The 25,691-nt window shown below is 67.4% G+C and carries 23 protein-coding genes, 1 tRNA gene and 5 pseudogenes; 11 read left to right on the forward strand and 18 right to left on the reverse strand.

Annotation, left to right across the window (positions count from 1 at the left end):
* Positions 1–63 precede the first annotated feature (63 nt).
* The 4 genes from glpX to GNT64_RS18380 form a co-directional block, all read right to left on the reverse strand.
* Positions 64–1,032, reverse strand: a complete 969-nt coding sequence (glpX, locus tag GNT64_RS18365; protein ID WP_156680835.1) for a class II fructose-bisphosphatase — start codon at positions 1,030–1,032, stop codon at positions 64–66.
* An 83-nt stretch (positions 1,033–1,115) separates the two neighbouring features.
* Entirely contained in the window at positions 1,116–2,408 is a 1,293-nt protein-coding gene (locus GNT64_RS18370; protein WP_156680836.1) for a homoserine dehydrogenase, read from the reverse strand.
* Positions 2,409–2,632: 224 nt separating this feature from the next.
* Positions 2,633–3,337, reverse strand: a complete 705-nt coding sequence (pgl, locus tag GNT64_RS18375) for a 6-phosphogluconolactonase (protein ID WP_156680837.1) — start codon at positions 3,335–3,337, stop codon at positions 2,633–2,635.
* A gap of 139 nt (positions 3,338–3,476) precedes the next feature.
* Positions 3,477–4,382: an EamA family transporter gene (locus GNT64_RS18380; protein WP_156680838.1), complete on the reverse strand. Its 906-nt coding sequence runs from the start codon at positions 4,380–4,382 to the stop codon at positions 3,477–3,479.
* Between the two features lie 152 nt (positions 4,383–4,534).
* Between GNT64_RS18380 and GNT64_RS18385 the strand changes: the two genes are divergently transcribed.
* Positions 4,535–5,218, forward strand: a complete 684-nt coding sequence (locus tag GNT64_RS18385) for an alpha/beta fold hydrolase (RefSeq protein WP_156680839.1) — start codon at positions 4,535–4,537, stop codon at positions 5,216–5,218.
* Between the two features lie 72 nt (positions 5,219–5,290).
* Here GNT64_RS18385 and GNT64_RS18390 read toward each other — a convergent pair whose 3' ends face one another.
* Positions 5,291–5,680, reverse strand: coding sequence for an acyl-CoA thioesterase (locus GNT64_RS18390; RefSeq protein WP_156680840.1), 390 nt, complete (start codon positions 5,678–5,680; stop codon positions 5,291–5,293).
* Positions 5,677–7,743 (reverse strand): S9 family peptidase, encoded by a 2,067-nt coding sequence (locus GNT64_RS18395; protein WP_231639090.1) that lies wholly within the window; start codon positions 7,741–7,743, stop codon positions 5,677–5,679. Before GNT64_RS18395 ends, GNT64_RS18390 begins: the two co-directional genes overlap by 4 nt.
* Positions 7,744–7,816: 73 nt before the next feature.
* Between GNT64_RS18395 and GNT64_RS18400 the strand changes: the two genes are divergently transcribed.
* Entirely contained in the window at positions 7,817–9,598 is a 1,782-nt protein-coding gene (locus tag GNT64_RS18400; protein WP_156680842.1) for an aminopeptidase P family protein, read from the forward strand.
* Here GNT64_RS18400 and GNT64_RS18405 read toward each other — a convergent pair.
* On the reverse strand, positions 9,582–9,791 hold the full coding sequence (locus GNT64_RS18405; RefSeq protein ID WP_156680843.1) for a hypothetical protein: 210 nt from the start codon (positions 9,789–9,791) through the stop codon (positions 9,582–9,584). The genes GNT64_RS18400 and GNT64_RS18405 overlap by 17 nt on opposite strands.
* A 52-nt stretch (positions 9,792–9,843) precedes the next feature.
* Between GNT64_RS18405 and GNT64_RS18410 the strand changes: the two genes are divergently transcribed.
* Positions 9,844–9,918 (forward strand) — tRNA-Thr (locus GNT64_RS18410).
* A 251-nt stretch (positions 9,919–10,169) separates the two neighbouring features.
* Here GNT64_RS18410 and GNT64_RS18415 read toward each other — a convergent pair.
* Genes GNT64_RS18415 through GNT64_RS18425 form a run of 3 tightly spaced genes read right to left on the reverse strand, consistent with a single transcriptional unit; the run spans position 10,170 to position 12,851 of the window.
* Entirely contained in the window at positions 10,170–11,846 is a 1,677-nt protein-coding gene (locus tag GNT64_RS18415; RefSeq protein WP_231639091.1) for a recombinase family protein, read from the reverse strand.
* Positions 11,839–12,288 carry a DUF2924 domain-containing protein gene (locus GNT64_RS18420; protein ID WP_156680845.1) on the reverse strand — a complete coding sequence of 150 codons (450 nt, stop codon included), beginning with the start codon at positions 12,286–12,288 and terminating at the stop codon, positions 11,839–11,841. Before GNT64_RS18420 ends, GNT64_RS18415 begins: the two co-directional genes overlap by 8 nt.
* A 2-nt stretch (positions 12,289–12,290) precedes the next feature.
* Positions 12,291–12,851 carry a DUF3489 domain-containing protein gene (locus GNT64_RS18425; RefSeq protein WP_156680846.1) on the reverse strand — a complete coding sequence of 187 codons (561 nt, stop codon included), beginning with the start codon at positions 12,849–12,851 and terminating at the stop codon, positions 12,291–12,293.
* 249 nt (positions 12,852–13,100) lie between these two features.
* Here GNT64_RS18425 and GNT64_RS18430 point away from each other — a divergent pair, with 249 nt between their 5' ends.
* Together GNT64_RS18430 and GNT64_RS18435 are read left to right on the forward strand one after the other, a co-directional pair.
* A complete protein-coding gene (locus GNT64_RS18430; RefSeq protein WP_156680847.1) occupies positions 13,101–13,337 on the forward strand; it encodes a hypothetical protein in 237 nt (78 codons plus the stop codon).
* Between the two features lie 38 nt (positions 13,338–13,375).
* On the forward strand, positions 13,376–13,519 hold the full coding sequence (locus tag GNT64_RS18435) for a hypothetical protein (protein ID WP_156680848.1): 144 nt from the start codon (positions 13,376–13,378) through the stop codon (positions 13,517–13,519).
* A gap of 65 nt (positions 13,520–13,584) precedes the next feature.
* Here GNT64_RS18435 and GNT64_RS18440 read toward each other — a convergent pair whose 3' ends face one another.
* The 5 genes and pseudogenes from GNT64_RS18440 to GNT64_RS18460 all read right to left on the reverse strand — a co-directional run bounded on the left by GNT64_RS18440 (position 13,585) and on the right by GNT64_RS18460 (position 18,238).
* Positions 13,585–15,291: a nucleoside triphosphate pyrophosphohydrolase gene (locus GNT64_RS18440; protein ID WP_156680849.1), complete on the reverse strand. Its 1,707-nt coding sequence runs from the start codon at positions 15,289–15,291 to the stop codon at positions 13,585–13,587.
* A gap of 258 nt (positions 15,292–15,549) precedes the next feature.
* Positions 15,550–16,282: pseudogene (gene istB, locus GNT64_RS18445) on the reverse strand (IS21-like element helper ATPase IstB).
* A pseudogene (gene istA, locus GNT64_RS18450) lies at positions 16,215–17,779 on the reverse strand (IS21 family transposase). The pseudogenes istB and istA overlap by 68 nt, the downstream one beginning before the upstream one ends.
* Positions 17,780–17,852: 73 nt before the next feature.
* Positions 17,853–18,113: a mannitol dehydrogenase family protein gene (locus tag GNT64_RS22320; RefSeq protein ID WP_197277096.1), complete on the reverse strand. Its 261-nt coding sequence runs from the start codon at positions 18,111–18,113 to the stop codon at positions 17,853–17,855.
* A complete protein-coding gene (locus GNT64_RS18460; protein WP_156680850.1) occupies positions 18,047–18,238 on the reverse strand; it encodes a hypothetical protein in 192 nt (63 codons plus the stop codon). The genes GNT64_RS22320 and GNT64_RS18460 overlap by 67 nt, the downstream gene beginning before the upstream one ends.
* Before the next feature lie 199 nt (positions 18,239–18,437).
* On the opposite strand from GNT64_RS18460, the gene GNT64_RS18465 reads away from it, so the two are divergent.
* Positions 18,438–18,563 (forward strand): hypothetical protein, encoded by a 126-nt coding sequence (locus GNT64_RS18465; RefSeq protein WP_231639092.1) that lies wholly within the window; start codon positions 18,438–18,440, stop codon positions 18,561–18,563.
* 81 nt (positions 18,564–18,644) lie between these two features.
* Positions 18,645–19,244, forward strand: a pseudogene (locus tag GNT64_RS18470) (IS701 family transposase); the annotation flags it as partial.
* 8 nt (positions 19,245–19,252) lie between these two features.
* On the opposite strand, the gene GNT64_RS21645 reads toward GNT64_RS18470, so the two are convergent.
* The gene (locus GNT64_RS21645; RefSeq protein WP_197277446.1) at positions 19,253–19,483 is read right to left on the reverse strand and encodes a PAS domain-containing protein; all 231 of its coding nucleotides are present in this window, start codon (positions 19,481–19,483) and stop codon (positions 19,253–19,255) included.
* Between the two features lie 278 nt (positions 19,484–19,761).
* On the opposite strand from GNT64_RS21645, the gene GNT64_RS18475 reads away from it, so the two are divergent.
* Genes GNT64_RS18475 through GNT64_RS18480 form a run of 3 tightly spaced genes read left to right on the forward strand, consistent with a single transcriptional unit; the run spans position 19,762 to position 21,966 of the window.
* Positions 19,762–20,127, forward strand: a complete 366-nt coding sequence (locus GNT64_RS18475; protein WP_197277098.1) for a YsnF/AvaK domain-containing protein — start codon at positions 19,762–19,764, stop codon at positions 20,125–20,127.
* Positions 20,127–20,375: a hypothetical protein gene (locus tag GNT64_RS21650; protein WP_197277099.1), complete on the forward strand. Its 249-nt coding sequence runs from the start codon at positions 20,127–20,129 to the stop codon at positions 20,373–20,375. The genes GNT64_RS18475 and GNT64_RS21650 overlap by 1 nt, the downstream gene beginning before the upstream one ends.
* Positions 20,376–20,397: 22 nt before the next feature.
* A complete protein-coding gene (locus GNT64_RS18480; protein WP_197277100.1) occupies positions 20,398–21,966 on the forward strand; it encodes a Na+/H+ antiporter in 1,569 nt (522 codons plus the stop codon).
* A gap of 115 nt (positions 21,967–22,081) precedes the next feature.
* On the opposite strand, the pseudogene GNT64_RS22400 reads toward GNT64_RS18480, so the two are convergent.
* Positions 22,082–22,244, reverse strand: a pseudogene (locus tag GNT64_RS22400) (IS110 family transposase); the annotation flags it as partial.
* A 504-nt stretch (positions 22,245–22,748) separates the two neighbouring features.
* Positions 22,749–23,018: pseudogene (locus tag GNT64_RS22405) on the reverse strand (helix-turn-helix domain-containing protein); the annotation flags it as partial.
* 179 nt (positions 23,019–23,197) lie between these two features.
* Here GNT64_RS22405 and GNT64_RS18490 point away from each other — a divergent pair.
* The gene (locus GNT64_RS18490) at positions 23,198–25,681 is read left to right on the forward strand and encodes a TonB-dependent receptor (protein ID WP_156680854.1); all 2,484 of its coding nucleotides are present in this window, start codon (positions 23,198–23,200) and stop codon (positions 25,679–25,681) included.
* Positions 25,682–25,691: the final 10 nt, after the last annotated feature.

Genomic DNA, 25,691 nt, shown 5'->3' on the forward strand with positions numbered 1-25,691 from the left:
TGCGCAGAACGCACGGGTCGCCGAACGGTGCGATGCCGCGGGCGGACGGCCCGGCGGGCGCGATCAGCCGAGCTTGTGCTCGCCCTTCACCCAGCGGACGGTGCCGGAACTGGCGCGCATCACCACGCTCTCGGTGGTCATGCAGCCCTTGCGGCGCTTGACGCCGGCCAGCAGCGAACCGTCGGTCACGCCGGTGGCGGCGAAGATCGCGTCGCCCTTCACCAGATCCTCGAGCTGGTAGATGCGATCGAGGTCGGTCACGCCCCACTTGGCGGCGCGGCCCTTCTCGTCGTCGTTGCGGAACAGCAGGCGGCCCTGGAACTGTCCGCCGACGCAGCGGAGCGCCGCCGCCGCCAGCACGCCCTCCGGCGCGCCGCCGGAGCCGAGATAGATGTCGATCGTCGTGTCCGGGTTGGTGACGGCGATCACGCCGGCGACGTCGCCGTCCGGAATCAGCATGATGCCGCAGCCGATCTTGCGCAGCTCGGCGATCAGTTTCTCGTGGCGCGGGCGGTCGAGCACGCAGGCGATGATCTCCTCCGGCTTCACGCCCTTGGCCGCAGCCAGCGCCTGCACGTTCTCGGTCGGCGACTTGTCGAGGCTGACGAGGCCCTTCTCGTAGCCCGGCCCGATCGCCAGCTTGTCCATATACACGTCCGGCGCGTTCAGCAGGCCGCCTTCCTCGGCGATGGCGAGCACGGCGAGCGCGTTCGGGCCGGCCTTGGCGGTGATGGTGGTGCCTTCCAGCGGATCGAGCGCGATGTCGATCTTCGGCCCGGTGCCCTGGGCGCTGCCCACCTTCTCGCCGATGTAGAGCATCGGCGCCTCGTCGCGCTCGCCCTCGCCGATCACGACGGTGCCGTCGAACTCCAGCCCGTTGAACGCCTTGCGCATGGCCTCCACGGCGGCGGCGTCGGCCGCCTTCTCGTCGCCGCGACCCACCATGCGGGACGCGGCGATCGCCGCGGCCTCGGTGACGCGCACCATTTCGAGCACCAGAACGCGATCGAGCGCCTTGCTTGCCGTGACCATCTTTCACCCCTCGTTCGATACGCCCTCGCGATAGGCGAGGCCGGTTGCATTGTCGATAAAGCGTGGCGCGGGCCCGCCGCGCGTCAGATATCCAGTATGTGCATCAGCATCGGCCGGCCGACGATGCTCTGCGATCCGTCCAGCCGGTCCAGCGCATCGGTCACGCAGCGTTCCGGGCAGACGTGGGTGACGAGGGCGAGCAGCACGCTGCCGTCGGTCGCGGCGCCGCGCTGGATCATGCTCTCGATCGAGACGCCGGCGTCGCGCATGGCGGCGGTGATCTCGGCCAGCACGCCGGGCCGGTCGGCCACGGTGAAGCGCAGGTAGAAGCGGCCGCGCCGCTCGCCTACGGGCGCGGCGCCGGGTCGGGCGAGGCTGGCGACCGGCATGGCGAAGGCCGGGCCATATTCGCCGCGCGCGATATCGATGAGATCGGCGACGACGGCCGACGCGGTCGGCCCCTCGCCGGCGCCGCGCCCCTCGAAGAACAGGCGCCCGACGAAATTGCCTTCCGCCACCACGGCGTTCAGCGAGCCGGAGACGTGCGCCAGCGGGTGATCGAGCGGCACGAGGCACGGGTGGACACGCTGGAAGAGGCCCTTGGAGCCCGCTTCGGCCAGCCCGACGAGGCGGACGCGATAGCCCATCGCGGCGGCCTCCGCGATGTCGGCGGCGATCACGTGGCGGATGCCGGCGATCGCGACCGAGCCGAAATCGAGCTCGGTGCCGAACGCCAGGCTGGAGAGGATGGCCAGCTTGTGCGCCGCATCCACCCCGTCGATGTCGAAGCTGGGATCGGCCTCGGCATAGCCCAGCGCTTGGGCCTCGGCGAGCACTTCGACGAAGTCGCGGCCCTCCTTCTCCATCGTCGTCAGGATGTAATTGCAGGTGCCGTTGAGGATGCCGTAGACGTGGCCGATCACGTTGGCCGCCGCCCCTTCGCGCAGGCCCTTGATGACCGGGATGCCGCCCGCCACGGCGGCCTCGTACTTCAGCGCGGTGCCGGTCTTCTCGGCGGTGGCGGCCAGTTCCACGCCGTGATGCGCGATCATCGCCTTGTTGGCGGTGACGAACGCCTTGGCGGCGCCGAGCGTGGCGCGGGCGAGCGTGAGGGCAGGGCCGTCGGCGCCGCCGATCAGTTCCACCACCACGTCGATATCGTCGCGCCGCCAGAGCGTCGCCGCATCGTCGACCCATTCGAACCGGCCGAGATCGATGCCGCGATCGCGCGTGCGATCGCGCGCGGAGACGGCGACGATCTCGATCGCGCGGCCGGCGCGGCGCTCGATCAGGGCGGCGTTGGTGTCGAGCAGCTTCACCACCCCGCCCCCGACGGTGCCGAGCCCGGCCAGTGCGATCCGCAGCGGTTGCGTCATGCTTCGTCCTTCATCTCTGGCCTACGGCCCAAGTCCCTGTGTCGAAGGCAGTCGAGACACGCCTCGCCGCCCTGTGTCGAGCGCAGTCGAGACACGCCTCGCCGCCTTGTATCGAGCGCAGTCGTGATACCGCCCACCAGTGAAGCCGGCCTCCCGCCGCCTATCGTCGCGACAGCGCCCGGCCGGTCCCTCGACTGCGCTCGGGACAGGGAGGTCGCCCCGCGTCACGCGCACCAGTGGATGTCGATCGGCTGCTCGGCATCGGCCAGCACGCGGCCGACCGGCACGGACGAGAGCGGGCCGTCCTTGATCGCCTTCTCCAGCACGGCGCGCTTCTCCTTGCCCTTCAGCGCAATCATGATCGCCCGGGCGGAGAGGATCGCCGCGCGGGTGAGGGTGACGCGCGGCACCGGCGCGTCGGCCGGCAGCGGATCGGGCATCACGCCGATGGCGCGCCTCGCCTTGGGCGCGTTCAGCGCCTCATCGAGATCGGGGCCGGGGAAGATGGAGGCGGTATGGCCATCGTCGCCCACGCCCAGCCAGACGAGATCGGGCGGCCAGTGGAGATCGGCCAGCCGCGCGTCGGCGGCCTTGCCGGCCATCCTGTAGTCCTTGGTCTCGGCCGGCGCGATCGGCAGCACCCGCGCGCCGAGCGGCAGGAACGCCTTGCCGATCATGGCCACGTTGCTCAGTTTGTCGGTCACGGGGACGAGGCGATCGTCGCCGGGGATGATCGTGACGTTCTTCCACTTCAGCGGCTTCTTCGCCAGCAGGGCGAAGACCGGCGCCGGCGTGGAGCCGCCGGGAAAGGCGACGAGGGCCTGGCCGCGCGCATCGAGCGCGCTCTCGATGATGAAGGCGACGTCGCCGGCCACGGCCTCGGCGAACTCCGCCTCGTCGTCATAGTCCCACCATTCGGCTTCGATCATGGCACTCCGCTCCATCGTGACGCGGCCTGCGCGCCAAGCGGCGTCGCTACAGCCTCGCGCACGCGCCGTCACCCCTTTCGCCGCAGTGGCTGCCGGAGAGCGGCCGCGCGCGACGGAGGGTGGAGACGCAAGGGCCGGCTCAGCCCGCCGGCACGTCGCCGCGCGGCAGGCGGCGGGCGAGCACCGGCCACAGCAGGTTGATCGCCAGCCCGGCGAGCACGAGGCCGGCCGCGGCCAGCTTCCACGCCTGCATCGGCTCGCCGAGCCACAGGGTGGAGGCGCCCATGCCGAAGATCGGCACCAGCAGCGCCAGCGGCGTGATGGTGGCGGCCGGGTAGCGCGCGAGCAGCCAGCCCCAGGCGGCGTAGCCGAACATCAGATTCGCCGTGGATTGCCACAGCACCGCGCCCCAGGTGACGGCATCGGCGCGGGCGAGGCCGGATGCGATCGCCGGCCAGCCCTCCACCAGCAGCGCGGCGACGAACAGGGGCGGTGCCGAGAACAGGCTGGCCCAGACGACGAAGGCCAGCATGTTGACCGGCCCGGCGGTGCGCGTCACCTGGTTGCCGCCGGCCCAGCTGGCGGCGGCGAGCAGCACCAGCAGCAGGCCGAGCGGGGTGGTGTGGGCATCGGCGTGCGCCATGATGACGGCGATGCCGGCCGTCGCCAGCGCCAGCGCCAGCCACTGCACCCGGCCCACCCGCTCGCCGGTCGATCGCATCGAGAGCAGGATCGTGAAGAACACCTGGCTCTGCACCACCAGCGAGGCGAGGCCGGGCGTGATCCGCCCGTTCATCGCGTAGAAGAGCAGGCCGAACTGGCCGACCCCGATCAGCAGGCCGTAGTCTGCCAGCCGCCGCCACGGCACGCGCGGGCGCGGCAGCACCAGCGCGAGCGGCAGGAAGGCGAAGCTGAAGCGCAGCGCGGCGAAGAACAGGGGCGGCAGATGATCGAGGCCGATGCGGATGACGACGAAATTGGTGCCCCATACCGCGACCACGGCGATCGCCAGCAGCAGGTGCCGCCAGGGCAGCCCGCCGTTCATCGCCGTCGCCCGCCGTCGCCGCCCGCTCGCCCTCGCGCCATGTCCGTCCGCCCCGCCGTGGAGCGGCGGTTATAGACGGGCGATCGCGCGGACGGAAAGGGCGGCGGCCGGCGCCGTTCGACAAGCGGGCGGCGATGTGCCATCCCTTCGGCATGAGCGAGCGGCCCTCCGACGGCGACACGCCCTCCTTTGGCCGGATGCTCGGCGAGCTGCCGCTGCTCGTCACCGAGCCGTCCTGGTACGGCCGGGTCGATGCGGCCGCCGCGGGGCGGGACGGCCAGGGCCGATCGGTGCTGGTGTTGCCGGGCTTCCTCGCCGGCGATCTGCTGACCAGCCGGCTGCGCCACACGCTGGAGGCCGCCGGCTATCGCGCCCACGGCTGGGGCCAGGGCGTGAACCAGGGCCTTACGCGCATGCTGTTCGATCGCATGCTGGCGCGGGTGGCGGCGCTGCCGGCGCCCGTCTCGCTGATCGGATGGAGCCTGGGCGGGCTCTACGCGCGCGAACTCGCCAAGGCGGCGCCGGCGGCGGTGGACCGGGTCATCACGCTCGGCAGCCCCTTCTCGGGCGATCTCCACGCCAACCGCGCGTGGAAGCTCTACGAGTGGGTCAACGGCCATGCGGTGGATGCGCCGCCGCTGCCGGTGGACCTCGCCGTCAAGCCGCCGGTGCCGACCTGGGCGTTGTGGTCGGCCGAGGACGGCATCGTCTCCCCCGCCTCCTCGCGCGGGCAGGCGGGGGAGGCTGACCACCGGATCGCCGTCGCCTGCCGCCACATGGATTTCGTCTCGGCGCCGGCCGCGATCACCGCCGTGCTCGACGCGCTGGAGGGATAGAGCGGTTTCGAGGCAGGTGGAATCACCTGCCGGCTCGGAAACCGCGACAAACACGGGAAGTCCAGCCGGCGCTTACACGAACCGCGCCGTCACCTCCGGCGGCACGCGCAGCGGGCGGCCCGTCGCCCGGTCGATGATCGCCCACGTCGTCTTCGATCGCACGTGCGGCCGGCCGTCCGCCCCGACGAACTCGATGTGGCGATCGAACCGCGCGCCCTTCGGCGCCTCGCCCACCCAGGTCCGCGCCGTCACCGTGCCGCCCTCGGTCAGGCCGCGCAGATAGTCGATCTCGTGCCGCACGATCACCCAGAGATAGGCCGCGACATGCGCCGGATCGGCCGCCGCGTGCCAGTGCAGGCCGGCGACGTCCTGGATCCAGCGCACCCACACGGCATTGTTCACATGGCCCATCTCGTCGATGTCGGCCGGCTGCGCGGTGATGACCGTCTCGAACGTCCTCATGCGTCCGCCGCCCCGCCTCCCATCTGCGTCAGCACGAAGGCGTAGGCCTCCGCCACCTCGCGCAGCGCCTCGAACCGGCCGCTCTTGCCGCCGTGGCCGGCGCCCATGTTGATCTTCAGCAGCAGGGCGGCATCCCCGGTCTTCGTCGCGCGCAGCCGCGCCGCCCATTTCGCCGGCTCCCAGTAGGTGACGCGCGGATCGTTAAGGCCGCCGGTGATCAGCATCGGCGGATAATCCTGCGCCGCCACATTGTCGTAGGGCGAGTAGGCGGCGATCAGATCGAACGCGGCGGCATCGGTGATCGGATTGCCCCATTCCGGCCACTCGCCGGGGGTGAGCGGCAGCGTGTCGTCCAGCATCGTGTTGAGCACGTCGACGAACGGCACGTCCGCCACCACCGCGCCCCACAGGCCCGGATCGGTGTTGGCGACGACGCCCATCAGTTCGCCGCCGGCCGATCCGCCGTTGATCGCGATGTTGCCCGCGCGCGTGAAGCCGGCATCGATCAGCCCCTTCGCCACGTCGACGAAGTCGCGGAAGGCGTTCCACCTTTTCTCCCGCTTGCCGTCCAGATACCAGCCGTAGCCGAGATCGTCGCCGCCGCGGATATGGGCGATGGCATAGGCGTAGCCGCGATCGAGCAGGCTGAGGCGGCCGGTGGCGAAGCCGGGCGGGATGGCGATGCCGTAGGCGCCGTAGCCGTAGAGGAACAGCCTGCCGGACCCGTCCTTTGGAAAGCCGGCGGGGTAGACGATCGAGACCGGCACCTGCGCGCCGTCACGCGCGCGCACCATCAGCCGCTCTGTGGCGTAGCGCGCGGGATCGTAGCCGGACGGCACCTCCCGCACCTTCAGGGTGGCGAGCGTCCGCGCCTCCGGATCATAGTCGAACACCGTGTCGGGCGTGATCATCGAGGCGTAGGTCAGCCGGTAGGCCGGCGGATCATATTCCGGGTTGCTGGCCAGGGCCGCGGTGTAGCTCGCCTCCGGCAGGGCGATGCGATGCTCGTCGCCGGCATAGGTGCGCAGCCGGATCTGGTCGAGCCCGTCCACCCGCTCGCTGATCGCCAGGTGGCGCGCGAAGCTGGAGACGCCGCGCAGATACACCCGATCCGATCCGGCGATCACCGTGGTCCACGCGTCCGGCGCGTCGACCGTGGCCTGGGCCAAGCGAAAGTTGACGTGATCGTCGTTCGTCAGGATCCAGAGGCGATCGTGCGACGCATCGACGGCATATTGCCGCCCCGCCTGCCGCGCGCTGACCAGGATCGGCGCGGCGGCCGGATCGGCGGCTGGCACCAGCCGCACCTCGCTCGTCTCGTGATCGCCGGTCTGGATGGCGATCCACCGCCGATCCTGCGTGCGGCCGACGCCCACGTTGAAGCCGATGTCGTCAATCTCCTCGTAGAGCGTGGTCGCCGCCGCCGGATCGCCGCCCAGCCGGTGCAGGCGGGCGCGATAGGTGCGCCAATTGTCGTTCACCTCGGTGAACACCACCGCGTCCGATCCGGCGGACCACACCACGCCGCCGTTCGCCACCTCCGTCACCGTCTCCACGTTCGCGCCGGTCGCCAGGTCGCGGATGCGCAGGGTGAAGCGCTCCGCCCCGCTCGCATCGGCCGTCCAGGCGAGGAGGCGTGCGTCCGGGCTCACGGCGATGGCGCCCAGGCGGAAATAGTCGGCGCCCTCGGCCTCGGCCGGCTCGCTCAGGATCAGCTGCGCCTCGCCGCCCGCCACCGGCCGGCGATACCAGAGGCGATACTGCCCGCCGGCCTCGAACGCCCACCAGTAGAGCCAGTCGCCGTCGCGCTGCGGCACGCCGGCATCGTCCTCCTTCATCCGCGCCTTCATCTCGGCGAAGATCGTGTCGATCAGCGGCCGGTGCGGCGCCATCGCCGCCTCGAACCACGTATTCTCCGCCTTCAGGTGATCGAGGATCGCGGCGTCGCCCACGTCCGGATAGCCGGGATCGCGCAGCCAGTGGTACGGATCCTCGATCGTGCGGCCGTGATGGGTCGTGCTGTGCGGCCGTGTGGCGGCGACGGGTGGGCGCAGGTCGGTCAAGGGGAACCTCTCTGGCGCGGGCGGGCGCCGGCGCCTATCTTCGGGGCAGACAGAGATAGAAGGGCTTTGCGCCATGTCCACCTACGAAGACCGGCTGACGGCGTTGCGCGAGGAGCTGGCGCGCCGCCGGCTGGACGGTTTCGTCGTGCCGCTGACCGACGAGCATATGAGCGAATATGTCGGCGCCTACGCCCAGCGGCTGGCGTGGCTCACCGGCTTCCAGGGATCGGCCGGCTCGGCCGTGGTGCTGCCGGCCGAAGCGGCGATCTTCACCGATGGCCGCTACACGCTGCAGGTGCGCGAGCAGGTGGACGGCACCCACTGGAGCTACGAGGCCGTGCCGCAGACGAGCATCGCCGGCTGGCTTTCCGACCATGTCGGCCAGGGCGCGCGGATCGGCTACGATCCTTGGCTCCACACGCGCGGCTGGGTGACGGCGGCGCGCGACGCGCTGGCCGACGTGGGGGCCGAGCTGGTGGCGGTGGAGGCGAACCCGATCGACGCGATCTGGGCCGATCGCCCGGCGCCATCCGCCGCACGGCTGGTCGTCCACCCCGATGCGCTGGCCGGCAAGCCCTCCGCCGAGAAGCGGCAGGAGGTGGCGGACTGGCTGGTTTCGAAGCGGGCCGACGCCGCCGTCCTCTCCGCGCTCGATTCGATCGCCTGGACGTTCAACGTGCGCGGGGCCGATGTCGATCGCACGCCGGTGGCGCTCGCCTACGCGCTGGCCCATGCCGACGGCACCGCCGACCTGTTCGTCGCGCCCGACAAGCTGGCCGACGACGTGGCCCAGCATCTCGGCAACGCCGTGCGCCTGCACCCGCGCGACGCCTTCGCCGCGCACCTGGCCGGGCTGAAGGGCAAGCGCATCGCCGCCGACCCGGAGCGCGCCGTCGCCGCGATCTTCGCCGCGCTGGAGCAGGCGGGCGCCGAGGTGATCGAGGCGCGCGACCCGGTGGTGCTGCCCAAGGCGATCAAGAACCCGGCCGAGATCGCCGGCCACCGGGCGGCGCAGCTGCGCGACGGCGCGGCGCTGACCCGCTTCCTCCACTGGCTGTCGATCGAGGCGCCGAAGGGCGCTCTCACCGAGCTGGACGCCGCCGCCCGGCTGCAGGCCTTCCGCGAGGAGACCGGGCTGCTGCGCGATCTCTCGTTCGATACCATCTCCGGCGCGGGGCCGAACGGCGCGGTCGTCCACTACCGGGTGAGCGAGGAGACCAACCGGCGGATCGAGCGCGACACGCTGTTCCTCGTCGATTCGGGCGGCCAGTATCAGGACGGCACGACCGACGTGACCCGCACCATCGCCGTCGGCACCCCCACCGCCGAGATGAGGGATCGCTTCACCCGCGTGTTGAAGGGCCATGTCGCGCTGGCCCGCGCGCTCTTCCCGCAGGGCACGCGCGGATCGCAGCTGGACGTGCTGGCGCGGCAGTATCTATGGGCGGCCGGGCTCGACTACGCCCACGGCACCGGCCACGGCGTCGGCAGCTACCTGGCGGTGCACGAGGGGCCGCAGCGTATCGCCACCTTCGGCGGCGGCGACGAGCCGCTGCGCGCGGGCATGCTGCTCTCCAACGAGCCCGGCTACTACAAGACCGGCGAGTACGGCATCCGCATCGAGAATCTGGTGCTGGTGGTGGCGCGCGACGTGCCCGGCGCCGAGCGCGAGATGCTGGGCTTCGAGACGCAGACCTTCGCGCCGATCGATCGCGCGCTGATCGACACCGCCTTGCTCTCGCCCGACGAGCGCGACTGGATCGACGCCTATCACGCCGAGGTGCTGGCGCGGATCGGCCCGCAGCTGGACGACGAAGCCCGCGCCTGGCTGCAGGCCGCTACCGCTTGCCTGTGACGTGGAACGGGGGCGGGGGCGGATCGGCGGGCGCGCCTTCCGTTCCCGACTCCGCATCGAGGGAGGCGGCGCGCGCCTGATCCTTGCGCCGGCGCAGATTGGCCCGCAACGCCTCTGCCAGCCTCCGCTCGCGATCCTCCGCCATGACGCCGGCATAGGCCGCACCGCCCGCCCGCCGCAAGCCTTGACGCATGCGCCGGCTTTCTCCATAGCGCCGGCTCCATCGCGGGTCCGCCCGCGATCATGCTGCCGTAGCTCAGTGGTAGAGCGCATCCTTGGTAAGGCTGAGGTCGTGAGTTCAATCCTCACCGGCAGCACCACCCAGTCTCGAGTGCAGAGACGTTTCGCCCGCTAGGGCAGGTGGCGGCGGAAAGCGGCGCAGTTCTGCGGCTTTTTTCAGGCTGGTTGCGACGTGTCAGGACAGAGACGCGGCGTTTGTGGCTGGGTATATGAAGGTTTCGAGCCTGCGTCTCTGCAGGGCACATCGGTGTCCTGACACTTGTCCCAGTCCATAGCTACCGGAACGAAGAGGGGCGCGGCCATCGGCCGCGCCCCTCTTCGGCTGATCAGATCATGCGAAGCCGAGCAGCAGGCGTTGCGCTTGCCACTCCATCGGCATCTCACCGAGCCGCAGCAGCGTTCGGCTGGTCAGCTCGACCGGCTGCCGTCCTTCAAGGATGGCGGTGACGATGTCGGGCGCGAGGAAGCGGAGCCTCGCCAGCCGCGAGAGATGGCTGCGCCGGGTCGCGCTCATGTTTGCCGGGCCTGATTGCAGCCTCTCGTATGCCGCTCGCCCGCTGGCGAGCAGCTGAATCAGCCGGTCGTCACGCTGTGCCGGACGTGCATCGGGCACAGCGTAGATTAGCCGCAGCTCATGACCGCGCCGCTTGAGCGCCACCGGATGGCGAAGCTCGATTGTGTCGGTTCCTGCCGTACCGGTGTGGTCGATGCCGACCAAGCGTGCGAGCCCGCGCGGGTCGAGCAGCAGCGTGACCGTGTTGCTGGAGAGATGCACACGCGCCTCAAGCTGCTCGAGCAGCGCGCGATGGCCATGCGGTTGATCCACCTGTTCGGCGAGCACGGCGCAGCGCTCGATGGTCTGCACGCTTGGGCCATGACGTGATCCCAGCTCGGCACCGACTAGCGCCGGATCGCGCAGGAACCGCAACATGCTCCCGGATACGATAGCGTCGAGATCGCCCGCTGGGATGCGCCAGGCCCGCTCGGGGCTGCCTTCCGGGGGGCGGGAGACATAATAGCGGTACCGCCGCCCCGCCTTGTTGGCGTGCTGGGTCACCATGGCACGTCCGTGCTCGTCATGGAGGATGCCGCCGAGCAGGCTGCGCTCACCGGTGCCTGGACGCGGTGCGTTGCCGGCGAGCAGCACTTGCGCCGTATCCCATAGCTCGCGGGGCACGATCGCCTGATGCTCACCATCGTACACCTGATCGCCGTGCGGCACGCGCCCGGTGTAGAGCACGTTTCGCAGCAGGTAGCCGAGCGCACCCGCGTTGTACGCTGTGCCACCTGTGATCCGCCCATCACGCATCGTCCGCCGCTTGGAGACGACACCTCGCAGCTTCAGATCGGCGGTAAGCGCGTTGATCGACTCGAGCGTCTGATAGCGTTCGAAGATAAGCCGCACCGTCTCGGCCTCGGCCTCATTGACGACGAGCTTGCGCTCGACGACATCGTAGCCGAGCGGCACCGGGCCACCCATCCACATGCCCTTCTTCTTCGACGCCGCAATTTTGTCGCGGATGCGCTCGCCCGTCACCTCGCGCTCGAACTGGGCGAAGGAGAGCAGCACGTTGAGCGTCAGCCGCCCCATGCTGGTGGTAGTATTGAACGCCTGGGTGACCGAAACAAAGCTTGCCCCACGTGCATCGAGCACCTCGACGATCTTGGCGAAGTCAGACAAGGCGCGGGTTAGCCGGTCCACCTTGTAGACGACGATGACGTCGACCCGGCCGCTCTCGACATCGGCGAGCAGGCGCCTGAGCGCGGGCCGCTCCATGTTGCCGCCCGAAAAGCCGCCGTCGTCGTAGACCGCCGGCAGGAGCGTCCAGCCCTCGTGGCGCTGGCTGGTGACGTAGGCGGCGCATGCCTCACGCTGGGCGTCGAGCGAGTTAAACTCCTGCTCCAGTCCTTCCTCGGTCGACTTGCGCGTGTAGATCGCGCAGCGGGTCTGGTGTGCCATGCTGCTGCTGGTTGCGACCGATGTCGCGCGTGGACCACGCTTAGCCATGGGCCACTCCCTGGCGCGGTGGCATGGTCGGTCGCTTGAGACCGAAGAAGCGCGGTCCTGACCAGCGCGCACCCGTAATCGCTCGCGCGACGTGGCTGAGCGAACTGTAGCGATGGTCATCGAACAGCAGCCCGTCATCGGTAACCAGCACGTCGTGCACGGTGCCGTTCCACTCGCGCACCAGCCGGGTGCCGGGCTTAAGGCGGATCTCCATCTCCATTGGCTCAGTACCGGGATCGCGCGCCAGTGCGGCTAGCATCCGCTCGGCGGTCGGCGGCAGCCCGCCATGCGCTTGCTCCTGCAAGCGGTAGCCGATTGTGCGGCGGATCAGCGAGATGGACAGGTCGGGCGCCTCCTCGCCGAACATGTCCTGCCACCGCCGTCGCAGCTCTGCCGGCGACAGTGTCGCCAGCCCACGCAGCTGGTCGTCGAGCCGTGCCATGATCAGGCGACCCCGGCGATGTGGTAGCGGGTGCCGCCCTCACCCTTGCGGGTGACGATGGCGTGGCCCTTCTTGCGCAGGCCGGTCAGCGCCGCCCGGGTCGTGTGCGGCAGCCAGCCGGTAGCAGCGACCATCTCGGCGAGATTGGTGCCGCCCTCCGCGCGCAGCATGTCGAGGACCAGCGCCTGTTTGGTGCGGGCGGAAGGCGGTGCTTCAGGTGTGTCCCGAGCGATCTGCGTATCTGCCGCAGGCGACTCGACGGCGGCAGGCGTTCCTTCCGCCGCTGCCAGCGGCGCATCGCTTGCTCCCTCGGCAGCGATGACCGCACGTCCGGCATCGCTGATGACGACGCCGATGCGGCGCGCGTTCTCCTCGCGCCAGGCAGCGGCGGCATCGGTGACGTCGGCCTCCCGTGCCAGCTCCTGCTTCACCAGCGTGGTGACCGCCTTGCGGATGCGGGAGGCCTGATCGCCCAGACTGGCGGGTGGCGGCAGCAGGCTGCCGTCCTCACGCTGGCAGGCGGTGGCGAGCAGGACAAGCTGCATGTCGGTGAGGCGGGTCATGGATGGTCTCCTTCAAGGAGGCGAGCACCACCGCCGCCTCCCACCACCCACGGCCCCGCCGGTCAGCCGGTCGGGGCCAAGCCACCTCGCCAGCGGCTCTTCCTGAACGCAGCGATTGCTCTGGTTTGCGGCCAAGTCGAATGGAATGTGCAAGGTGAGGGCATTCGGCGCCTTTCTTTAAGGACGCCCCTCGGCGCGCCAAAAAGCTGGGCATGGACTTGCCCGCCGCATTGCGTTTTCGTTGAGCGCATGGCTGAACCATCCTCCGCACCGCCGCACGACGAGCTGCAACGGCAGCTCTTCTACATGCTGACTACGCGCTTCGAAGACGGTGCCGCCATCGCTGCCGAAGGCCAAGCCATCGGTATCGCACCTGACGCGCGTATCGTGCTCGCTAACCGGCTGCACGCGCTTGCGCAGGAAGCGGTCATCGTGGCCGATGCTGTCCTCGCGCTGAGCAGCGCGCTTGGAAAGGATGCCGCCTGACGCTGGCTCGCACTCCCAGCCGTAGCGATGCGCTCACGATGTCCGATTTCGATATCGATCGACGAGACCCTCTGGCTGCTTTCATGATGATCCTGGTGGAAACCGGAACGGCAGCTTCGAAGCGCAAACGTGACGTTTCAGCCTTTCGTTCAGCTGCGCCGTTGCGGTCGCTGTCCGGCTGAACTCAAGCATTCGGAGAGGTTTCCAACCTTGAAGAGCGACTCTCGCGAGTCGAAGGCGCCCATCTTTACTCCCTGGGTGCGCCTCGAACTTGGCGAGCGTTCCCGCCAAAGAGGTCGAGCTGTGAGTCGGGGAGATCGTCGTGGCGATGCGGATCGCTAGCAATCAGCCGCACGCCGGTGCCGTCGAGGGCGGCTGCGACATTAACCTGGCGCCCACCGACAAGCAGCTCTACCTCGGTGGTGTCAAACGACAGAAGCTTCGAGAAGGAGATCAGGGCGCTCGGTCCCTCGACCATGACGACCCCTAGATCGCTAAGGGAGATCGAAGGCTGTCGGTCGTCCGTCATGTCGGGAATCTCGCCGCGATATGGCATCGGCCTCGTTGTCTCAAGAAGGACCGTTTGCTGTTCAAAGCCACCCCGCCTTCCCCGCTTATCGAGCGCGGTTGCGACGATAGTGTCCCAATCGATATCGTTGGTCACCGCTAAGCCACGCACCACTTCGAGTACATCGGCAAGCTCCTCGAGCTTCTGTGCCGGCGTCTTCGCAGTATTCAGCTCCAGTCCCTCCTCAAAGAGCTTCCCAATTAGCGCAACCGAAGCTTCCCCGGGAAGCAGGCGCGCAAAGGTAACGCGCTCACCCTTCGCCTGGATATTCTGCGGAATGGCGTCGCGGACCACCTTATAGTGGCGATGGCGGCCGCGGACGCGAGGGTATTTTGGCTGGGGCACAAGCACGAGGATGCGAGCGCTGCGCAAGCGATAATAAGCGTGCCCAAGGATCGAGCCATCGAGCTCCACGGGCAGGTCCCGCGCGTTCGCGATTGCGATTACCCGGTCTAGGAATGTATCGTCCTCGCGAACCAGCTCGACCTCCGGCGCGACTTGGATGATGAAGCGGCTGGTGTCGCGGTCGAGTTCATCGAGATCAACAAGGTTGCGCGCGCGACTTGTTGGCAGCGCCGGTCTGGCGGCAGGCTCGAAGCCGGCAAACTCCTTCGAGCGGAACCAGGGAAGATGCCGCCCCATGCCCAAACCTTCGGGCAGGTCGCAGAACCACATGATCTGGGCACGATCCTTGATTTTGCGCGCGACGGCGACGGTCTCGAGTGCGAGATGGCGAAGGGCCTCGCGCGAAAGCACCCGATCACGACCATATTGGCGTGCGATTCCGACATATGACCAGCTGCCGTCCTCCTGTTCCTGCAAAACATCGGGTTTGAATCGGATCTGTGCCGCGAGCTCCTCGCCGGTGCGCGCGTCGATCTGCAACGTGTCGTGCGGCAGAAACTGCAGACCATCCGGCAAACCCCATAGGCAATCGACCTGCACATAATCGTCGCCGGGCGAGTAATAGGTCCAAGCTGCGGCTCGGGCGGGAATATAGCGATGGAGTATGATCGCGATCTCGTTTGAGGCGGCTCCCTTGGCTGCCATTACCTTTAGTGTGTTGCGGACCCATCGGGCAGCCGTGGCGCCATCGACGGTGTGTGTGCGCGGCAGGTTGAAGGTGCGAACCGTCACATTGGAACAGTCTGTGCGAAGGACCGCCCTGCCGCCGGTGAGTGCGTTGATCTCCTTTGCGAGCCGGGCGGAACCCCCGCGGCGCGCCAGCACCGCCTCGAGCTGATCGCCGGTCGCGAAGAAGAGGCGATGACGCGGCGGCTCGGCACCGGTCCAGAAATCCCTGACGTTGCGCAGCTTGCGCCAGTCCGGGTCGTCCTGGACGCGGTAGAGCGAAAAAGTCGATGTGGCTGCGATCGCCTCCGCCATCGGCGTTACAGCGTGGGACACAGGCATCAGGTGCGGATTAATGCCCGATGACGTCGGGTGTCAATCGGCCCGGGAAGTTGACCCCGTATCGGCGTGCAAGTTTGACCCCCTTTTCTGATGGCAGCCGGGTTGTCCCGGTAGTCCACAGGAGGGCCCCGCGGCCGGCGCCGCGCGCCGCCACGAGCGCAGGCGGTGACGGCCGTGGAGGTGCCTGTGGACCCACCGGGTCAACCTGGGGATGGGGTCCGGGGAAGGGTTTCAGGCGGCTTCGCGGTTCTTGAAGCGCCAGCTCGTTGCCGGTCTCGACGATGTCGCAGTGGTGGGTGAGCCGGTCGAGGAGCGCGGTCGTCATCTTGGCGTCGCCGAAGACCGTGGGCCACTCGCCGAAGGCAAGGTTGGTCGTCACCACCACCGAGGTCTGCTCGTAGAGCTTGCTGACGAGGTGGAAGAGCAACTGGCCGCCCGAGAGCGCGAAGGGCAGGTAGCCAAGCTCGTCGAGGATGACGAGGTCGAGCCGCGACAGGTGGTCGGCGATGCGCCCGGGGCGCCCGGCACGGGCCTCGGCCTCGAGCTGGTTCACGAGGTCGACGGTGTTGTAGAAGCGGACCCTCGCTCCGCCCCGCACGCAGGCACGGCCCATGGCGATGGCGAGATGCGTCTTGCCCGTCCCGGTGCCGCCGACCAGCACGACGTTGCGCTGCGCTTCGAGGAAGGCACCCGTGCCGAGATCGCGGACCAGGCCTTCGTTGATGCCGGTGCCGGCGAAGTCGAAGTCGGCGAGCTCCTTGGCGAGCGGCAGCTTGGCGGTCGTCATCTGGTAGCGGATGGAGCGGGCCTGCTTCTCGTCTATCTCGGCCTTGAGCAGGTCGCCGACGACGCGCTGAGCGGAGTGCTGCCGCTTCACGGCATCGGCGACGACCTCGTCATAGGCATGGCGCATGCCGACGAGCTTCAGCGTTCCCATCATCTCCAGGATGGCGTGACGTTCCATAAGGCCTCCTCAGGCTGTCGTAGCGGGCGCAGTCGGCGACGGGCTCGCGGGCGAGCCGCAGAGCCTCGGGCGTGGCGATGCTGGCGGGCGCGGCGGTCTGGCGCTGGCGGGTGAGCACGTTGAGCACGACGTCACGGCTGACGGTGCCGCCGGCCAGCGCCTCGGCACAGGCCGCCTCGACGGCGTCCAGTCCGTCCGTCGTCACCGCCGCCAGGATGCCCACCATCTGGCGGTCGCCGTCGGCATGGCCCGCCAGCCTCCGCCTGACGCGTTCCAGCGCCACCGGCAGCGGCCAGTCCTGAAGGGCGCACCGTTCCTCAGCGCACCCGGCTTGCGCTCGAGGACCGGCACATAGTGCCAAGGGTCGTAGACCGTTTGGTCGCGCCCGAAGCGCCGGGCATGCTCGCCGACGACTTCGCCGTCCTGCCGGATGACGATGCGCTCGGCATAGGCGTGCACCTCGACCGGGCGCCCTGCCGCCTTCGCGTGCACCGAGTATTTGTTGTAGTCGAAGCGGACCAGCAGCGTCTTCGACACCGCCGCCGGCAAGGCGTGGAAGCCGTCGAAGGGACCACGGTAGGCGATGAGCGCAGGCTGGTCGGCCGCCTCGAACACCTGCCAGACTGTGTAGTCCCTGAGCTCGGGATGCGCGGCACGCTGGGCATGGGCGGTGCAGCGGTCGAGCAGCCAGGCGTTGAGCTCGTCGTAGCTCCTGAAGCGCAGCCGCGGCGTGAAGAAGCGCTCGCGCACGAGCCCGACCTGGTTCTCGACCTGGCCCTTCTCCCAGCCCGATGCCGGCGTGCACGCCACCGGCTCGACGAGGTAGTGGCCGCACATCTGCTGGAAGCGGCGGTTGTAGCGCCGCTCACGACCGACGAAGATGGCGTCCACCGCGGTCTTCATGTTGTCGTAGATGCCGCGCTGACAGGCGCCGCCGAAGAAGGCGAACGCCCGGTCGTGGGCGTCGAACACCATCTCCTGGCTCTCGCGCGGATAAGCTCGCACGAAGAACATCCGGCTGTGGCAGAGCCGCATGTGCGCAACCTTCACCGTCGTCGTCGCGCCGGCGATGACGACGACCTCGTGGCTCCAGTCGAACTGGTAGGCCTCGCCGGGCGCGAAGCTCAGCGGCACGTAGGCCGCGGCCGTGACCGCCGACCGCTCACGCTGCCATGCCGTGGCATAGCGACGCACGGCATCGTAGCCGCCGCGGTAGCCCAGCCCCTGCAGCTCCTCGTACACCCGGACCAGCGTCAGGCGCTCGCGCCGCTGCTTGCGCTCGTTGGCCTCCAGCAGCCGCTCGAGATCCGCCGACCATGGCCCGAGCTTCGGCAGCGGCTGCACCGTCCGCTCGTAGGAGAAGTCCGTCTCGCCGGACCGCAGCACCTTGCGCACCGTGTTCCGCGACACCCGCAGGTCGCGCACGATCTCCTTGATGCTCTTACCCTTGACGTAGAACTCGCGCCGGATGCGCGCCACCGTCTCCACGACCAGCATTCTCCCCGACCGCTCCTGCGCAAAGCGCCGGGCGTGAACCGCTCAGTTCAGGGGGGTCAATTTTGCACGCCGATCAGCCCCGAACGGGGTCAACATTGCACGCTGATTCACACCTCGTCCCATAGCCTGTCCACCAGCTCCGCGAGAACGGGTCCGCGATCGTCTGATCGACATGGCGATCGCCGCGCATCAGCCCGACATAAGCAAGTGTCGAGTGGGCGGCGTTGAGCAGGCGCAGCTTCGCCCTCTCCCACGAACCGGCATCGTCTACGACCTGAACGCCGGCGGAGCGGAGATCGGGCGCCGCGTGACGAAGCGATCCTCCACCACCCACTGCCAGAAGGGCTCCGTCCAGACCGCGGCTTCGTCGCGTAGCTCCAGCGCTGCTTCGGTTTCGGCGAGCATTGCGGACGTGGTGCCGGGCGTGACCCGATCGGGATCTTGCAAGAAGCGCAGCATGCTACCCGACACGATAGCGTCAAGATCGCCGGCGGGGATCCGCCACGCACGCTCACCGCTCCCCTCCGGCGGCCTGGAGACATAGTAGCGGTAGCGCCGCTCCGCCTTGTTGGCATGCTCGGTCGCCAGCCGATCAAAGCGTCGTTTGAAGATCGAGCATGACCGAACGCTCTACAGGCAGCGCAACCGCATCGAACGCATGCTCGGTCACCTAGAGATCAACCGAGCCATCGCAACCCGCTACGACCAACTCGCCAGCAGCTTCCTCGGCATGGTCCACCTCGCCACCGCCAGATACTGGCCCAAATTTGTCCACGCCGCCTAGCACTACCTTGGCAGACTGAAGGAACCGGGTGGAACTTGCGTTGTCTCTCGTGTGTCAGTGTCGGCTGACGGATCAACGGCGATGGTGGTGGACGAGGGCTGGCGGAGCGATCTGGAGCGATGGCTTGAGCCGTTTCCGGCGGGGCTTTCGCACCCAGCGCGGCGGCGGATGTGCCCGCTGTACATCGCCGGCTTGATCGGCCCCGGCGACCGCAAGAGCGTGCAGCCGATGGCCACCCGGACTGGCGATGTCGGCTATAACCAGCTTCATCATTTCGTTGCCGCGGGCGTGTGGGACAGCGTCTCGCTCGAGGCGGCCTTGTTGAAGGAGGCGAACCGCCTGGTCGGAGATCAGGCTGCCTTCCTCGTCATCGACGACACCGCGATGCCGAAGAAGGGGCGTCACTCGGTCGGCGTCGCGCCCCGATATGCCTCGTCGCTGGGCAAGAACGCGAACTATCAGACGCTGGTGTCGGTGACGCTGCCAGCGCGCGAAGTGCCGGTGATGGTGGGCCGGCGCCTGTTCCTGCCGGAGAGCTGGACCGACGATCCTGAGCGCATGGCGCGGGCCAAGGTGCCCGTCGAAAGGTAGGTCGTTCTGGCCAAACCGGAGATCGCCAGTCAGGAGTTCGACAGGCTCAAGAACGCGGGGGCGCGCTTCGGCTGCATGCTGGTCGATGCCGTCGTAGTTCATCCTGAGCGCCTGCAAGGCAGCCGACGGGGCATGAGCGCGCCGTCCGCGTTGGCGCCGAGGTCGGCGGTCTTCTCGACCCCGTGCATCGTGGGAGCGGCGGCGTTCGACCAAAGGATCGTTCCGGCAGGATCGAGCAGGATGCTGCCGAAGCTGGAGCCGTCGATCAGTTGCTCGAGATGGTGGAGCGTCGCGCTCGTTACGGCACGGGGCAGCGGTAGCTCGGTCATCAATCAGCCCTTCAAATCTGCCACTACAGCGGAGGCGGACGGCGGCAGTTCCGCCACTCGCACTCTGGCGTGAACGATATCGCTCAGTCGGCATAGTGCAAATCTACTCTGCGCAGCTTCCGGTGTCTGGCCCGATTTCGGACACATTCACCCCAGGGCTCGTTTATCGGGTGTACCTCTCAGACCGCGGGAACAGCTGTGCCTTGGCTACCAATCAACTTCGATGCCCGCACTCTCTGATGGCGGGCGGAGCCCCTCCTGAGGGAGAGCGCATTCCTGTGATCCAGGAAGAGGCGCACGTCACGAAGCGTGAGGTCGAGATCGAGCAGGTGCAGGTGCGCACATCGTTCGAGCAGGAGACAGTGACCGTCCGCGATACTGTTTCGCGACACCACGTCGAGATCCGTCGGCTTCCTGTGGAGCGCGAGGTCGCAATCGCGCCGCCGATCCGGGAAGAAGACGGCATCACGATCGTCCCCGTGCTGGAGGAGCGGCTCGTTGTCGAAAAGCGGCTGTTCTTGGTCGAGGAGATCCACCTCGTCCGCCGGCAGTCCACTGAGGAGGTGGCGCTGCTGGTCGAGCTCCGCCGACCGGTGGTCGATGTCGATCGATCGAGCGACAACAACCAAGAGGAAAACGTCTAATGGCAGACCTCAAGCGCACTGATGGAGCGCCGCCCACCCATATCGGCCACGACCTCTCGTCGCATCTTTCGATCGGTCAGCGCCAGGAGCTTGGCCGAGCAGCCAAGGCGTATGGAACGAACGGCGACAACCCGCGACGCCTTATGCCCACGGACTTGGCTCGTGTGTCCGGGCAGCTCAAAGATCCAGCGGTTCCCGTGGCGGTCGCGGGCGCCGCCGCTCGCTACGGAATGGTACCGTTTCTTTGATCCTCCAAGGCGGGTTCGGAAAATGCTGACGTTCGAGCTGCTGCTCGGCCTGCTTGCATTCTGCGTTGCGCTGGCGCTCGTCGCCCGGCGCCTGAACCTGCCGTTTGCGGTGGCGCTGGTGCTCGGCGGCATGGCCATCGCGTTCATCCCTGGATTACCGCAGATCGAGTTCGAGCCGGAACTGGCGTTGGCGCTCTTTCTGCCGCCGCTTCTGCAGCTCAGTGCCTACCGGACGGACTGGCCGGCCTTCAGAACGAGCCTCCGCCCGATCTTGCTGCTTGCGGTAGGGGCGGTGTTCTTCACCGCCGCCGCCGTCGCTCTCGTCGCCAAGTGGCTGGTTCCGGATCTGCCGTGGGGTGCGGCTATCGCGCTCGGCGCCATCGTGGCGCCGCCGGACGCCGTGGCCGCCGCCGCGGTGCTTAAGGACCTTCGGCCACCCAAGCGGATCATCACCGTGCTGGAGGGCGAGAGCCTCCTGAACGACGCGTCATCGCTGGTGCTCTACCGCTTCGCGGTTGCAGCCACTCTCGCCGGCTCGTTCGATCTCCAGCAGGGAGCGCTGTCCTTCTTCTTGTCGGCGCTGGGCGGCGGGATCATCGGCTATGTCGTCGGCCGAATCGCGATGTGGATCTTCGCGAAGCTCGACGACACGCTCCACGATATCACCGTCAGCGTTCTCGCCGGCTTCGCCGCCTACTTCCTCGCGGAGGCGGTGCACGTCTCGGGCGTGTTGGGGGTGGTCGGCTGCGGGCTGGTCCTCGGGCGCCATCAGCACCACGAGTTTACCGCTCGGACCCGGCTTGAAGCAGGCGCCGTGTGGACATTCATCGAGTTCGTGCTCGCCAGTCTCGTCTTCATGCTGATCGGGATGCAGCTACGCGGCATAGTCGAGCGGCTGGAGCATTACGATTGGTGGCAGCTTGGTCTGCTCGCGGTCGCTGTCTCGGCGACGCTGATCATCAGCCGCTTCCTGTGGATCGCTCCGATGACGTGGGTGCCGCGCCTTCTCTCCCGCAAATTGCGGGAGCGCGATCCCGCGTCGCCCGTAGGAGAGCTCATTGTCGTTTCCTGGGCTGGCATGCGCGGTGTCGTCAGCCTCGCCGCGGCGCTCGCCTTACCGACGAACTTCCCGGGGCGCGACATCATCGTTTTCCTCGCCTTCTGCGCGATCTTCGCGACGCTGGTGCTGCAAGGCACGACCCTGGGGCCACTCATCCGCGCGCTGGGGGTGGCCGAACCCGAAACATCTGGGCCGAGCAACGAGCAACTCGCCGTCAGGCGGCAGGTCACGGCGGCCGCCCTCTCGGCGGTCGAGGACCGCCTCGAAGACCCGGAGCATCGCGCGGCGGCTGGCGAGCTTGTCGAGGAGTATCAGGAGCGGGCGGAGCAGGTGACGCGGCTCGACCAGGATGTCGAGGCCGAGACCGAGCGCCTCGGCAAGCAGCTCGAGCTTCGGCTCGCCGCGATCGAGGCGGCTCGCAACAAGCTGATCGAGAACCGGCACGAACATGACGACGAGGCCTCTCGCGCGCTGACGGAGGAGCTCGACCTCGAAGAAGAACAAATCCGCCGTGAACTTGGCGAGCGTTGACGCGCTTTGCAGGCACCCGTCGGCAGTCCTCATGAGGGCATCGGCGGAACGCCCCGCGCTTTGGATGACCCCTTGAGCAGGCATCCCGCCTGCCTCACTTTGGAAGGTCGTTCTTGATGGCGGCGAGTTGCGCAGCTAAGTCGTCATAGTCCGCCTTGGTCGCGAGCACCGTCATGCGACGCCGGCGTCCACCCTCCGGACGCTTGATGAGTACCTCCTGGCGGTTCTTCGCCGTGTCGATCGTTACCAGCACGGCGCCGGGGTGTAGAAGAGAGCATGGTCGGTCGGCCTCCAAGGTGTTGTCGCGACATCAGGGCCAGAGTGCCCTGTGCGAAGAAGTGGGCCATGCTTCGCCACAGGGCCTGCAACTCGGTCGTTCCCAGATGGGCGAGCCTGGTTCGCCGGAAGCGTTCGGTGAGCAGGATCGTCGTTACGGCCGACTCGAGATAGAAAAGGCCCTCGCGCAAGGTCCCCTCATGGGCGTCGGGTATCGCCATCTTCAGCTCCACGAGCATCCGATCGGTGATGAAATCGAAATTGCCAAGCAGGCTCGCGACAAGTGCCTCGTCGAAGACGCTGGCGGAATTTGCCAGGAGGAGGACGTAATAGCGCAGATCACTGTCGGAAGAAAAAGCCGTCTCGAAGAAGAAGCGCAAATATAGGCCGACGCATTCCTCCGCGGAGCGGGGCACCTTTCCAGAAGCGGAGGGCGCGTCGAAAAGGCGCGTGAATTTCTCCTTCAACTGACCATGTCGGCGCATGACGGCCTGTGTGAAGAGCTCGTCTTTGGAACTGAAATAATAGGTCATCAGGCCGCTGTTGAGGCCGGCTTCCTTGAACACCTCCCTGATGGTCGTGGCGTGGAAGCCGCGTTCCGCAAACACCTTCTCAGCGGCATCGAGAATGATCTCCCTGGTGGCTCCTGAGGGGGGTCGTGCTCGATCTGTGGCTCTGGGGCTTCGCATGCCGGGCTTATAGCGCCGGCCGGATACCGGTTCAAATGAGGCGAGCGCTGCGCTCAAACCTGTCCTTTCTGTCAGGGCATCGTTCATGTGTTGCACATATGTGCAATGCAGGGTATCACCTTAGATGCCAAGCAGCCGTTCTGAAGACCGTGATGATCTCTGCGTCCTCGAGGCGATTTGGAAGCACTTGGGATGATTCCAAGTCGCTCTGATGCCGATCAGCTTTGAATGCTGGCGGTTAGGTGTGATCCATGGGAGGGGATAACATGCGTAAGATTATCGTGACGGGTGCGAGTATCACCGTTCTAACTATCGCCATTGGCGCTCATCCGGCCGTCGCGCAGGAAACCGCAGCGGCGGTCGCCGAGCCTGTCAGTGCTGCCAGCGAGGCGGCGCCGGACATTGGCGGCCTTCAAGATATCGTCGTGACGGCACGCAAGCGTGTCGAGAGTCTGCAGGACGTGCCGGTATCGGTAACGGCGCTGACCGGTGAGCAGGTCCAGAAGCTCGACCTCACGAGCATCGAGAAGATCGCCGCGCGGACCCCGGATCTGAATGTCGGCCGCGCCTCCAACGGTTCCGGCGCGCAGCTCACCCTGCGTGGTATCGGCTCCTCCTCCACCTCGATCGGTATCGAGCAGTCGGTCGCCGTGGTGGTGGACAGCGTCTATTACGGGCAGGGCCGCATCATCAACGAGGGCTTTTTCGATCTCGCCCGCGTCGAAATACTGAAAGGTCCGCAGGCCCTGTTCTTCGGCAAGAATGCCACCGCTGGCGTGATCTCGCTGACAACGGCCGATCCGGGCGAAGCCACCGAGGTGATCGCCCGCGCTTATTACGAATTTCGCTCGCAGCAGCTGCAAGGTGAGCTTATCGGATCGACCCCGATCACCGATCGCCTCGGCATCCGTCTGGCGCTGCGCGGCTCCAAGATGTGGGACGGCTATTACCACAACGTCGCCGGGCCGGTGTCGTACAACACGACCGATATTGCAACCGGCGCGCTGAACCTGCACACCGCGCAGCCGGGCTTTCCGGATGGCCCGCACGAGAAGGAATTGCTCGGCCGCCTCACGGTTAAATGGGAGCCGGCCGATACCATCACGAATACGCTGAAGATCTCCGGTGATTACAACAACAACGACAGCTCGTCTTGGAACTACCTTCTCTACAATTGCCCGACCGGATCGAACGCGCTCAATCCCTCCTACAAATGTGGTTATGCGCGCACGACGCACCAGAACCGTATCCCGCAGGACATCGCCGCAGCCTTCCCGAACGCAAAGGCGAGCGGGTTGCTCTACAATGCTTACCGTTCGTTCGCGGCGACCAACACGCTGGCCGTAAAGCTGGACGATATCGGCATCACCAACGTGACCAATTATAACTGGAACCGCAACAGCTTCACCTGCGCGTGCGACTATCAGTCGAGCCCGAACGGAACCTATGCAACCGAGCGCAGCCCGTTCCACTCCTTCTCGAATGAGCTGCGCGTGCTCACCAGCTATGACGGCCCGATCAACCTGCTCGCCGGCATGCTGTATCAGAAGACCAAGCGGGACTATACGCAGGCGGTGATGTTCGCGAACATCGAGGATTCCAGGGCGGCCGCAGGCGATCGCTACCTTGCCTTGCGCAAGGTTTCGAGCACCGCGGGCGAGACGCTGGCGGGGTTCGGGCAGGTGATCTGGAAGGTCGTGCCGACGATCGAGGCGACCGCCGGCGTGCGCTACACGCACGAAACCAAGGACAGCAATTTCACCCAGGCCTATGTCAACGGTGCGCTCACCGGCCTGTTCAGGCCCACCAACGCCGCCGACGGGCTAGGCTTCGTCACCGCCAACCAGACTTTCAACAACTGGTCGCCCGAAGCGACGATCACATGGAAGCCGCAAAAGGGCGTCCTCGTTTACGGCGCGTACAAGACGGCCTACAAGTCCGGCGGCTTCTCGAACGGCGGGCTGAACAGCCAGCTCTCCAGCGATCCGCGCGGCGACCTCGCCTTCAACCCCGAGCGGGCACGCGGTTTCGAGGCCGGTATCAAGACGACTTCGTTCGACAACCAGCTGCGCTTCAACGTCGGGCTTTATACGTATCGATATGCCGATTTGCAGGTCGATTTTTTCAACTCCTCGGTCTTCGCCTTCCAGACGCTGACGGCGCAGGCGCGCACTCGCGGCATCGAGACGGAATTCGAGTTCGCGCCGCGCGCCGTGCCCGGCATCAACCTGCATGGCTCGGTCAACTACAACCGTGCGCGCTACACCAGCTTCATCGGGCCCTGCTATGCCGGCCAGTCGATCGCGGAGGGCTGCAGCATGCAGTTCAGCGCCGCCTCGGGCGGCTTCACGCGGCAGGATCTGGGCGGGACGGCCCTGTCGGTCGCGCCGCGCTGGACTGGCACGCTTGGCGCCTCCTACGACCGGGAGATCGGCGGCGGGTTCAAGGTGGGCGGCACCGTCGATGCGCGCTACAGCGCCAGCTATCTCGCCTCTTCGTTCGGGAACGAGGATTCGCGCCAGCATCGCTATGTCAGCCTCGACGCGAGCGTGCGTCTGGCGAGCGCCGACTATCGCTGGGAGATTGCCGCGATCGGCAAGAACCTGACCGACCGAGCCTATGTGAGCGGCGGCATCGACGGTCCGTCTACCGGCAGCGGCACGGGCACCGCATCCGGCGTTCACGCCGATCAGGCCGGCTTCGGCAATTTGCCGAGGACCGTGCAGTTGCAGGCGACGCTGCGTTACTGACGATAACGAG

Source organism: Sphingomonas profundi (genome assembly GCF_009739515.1).
GTDB classification, from domain to species: Bacteria; Pseudomonadota; Alphaproteobacteria; order Sphingomonadales; family Sphingomonadaceae; genus Alterirhizorhabdus; species Alterirhizorhabdus profundi.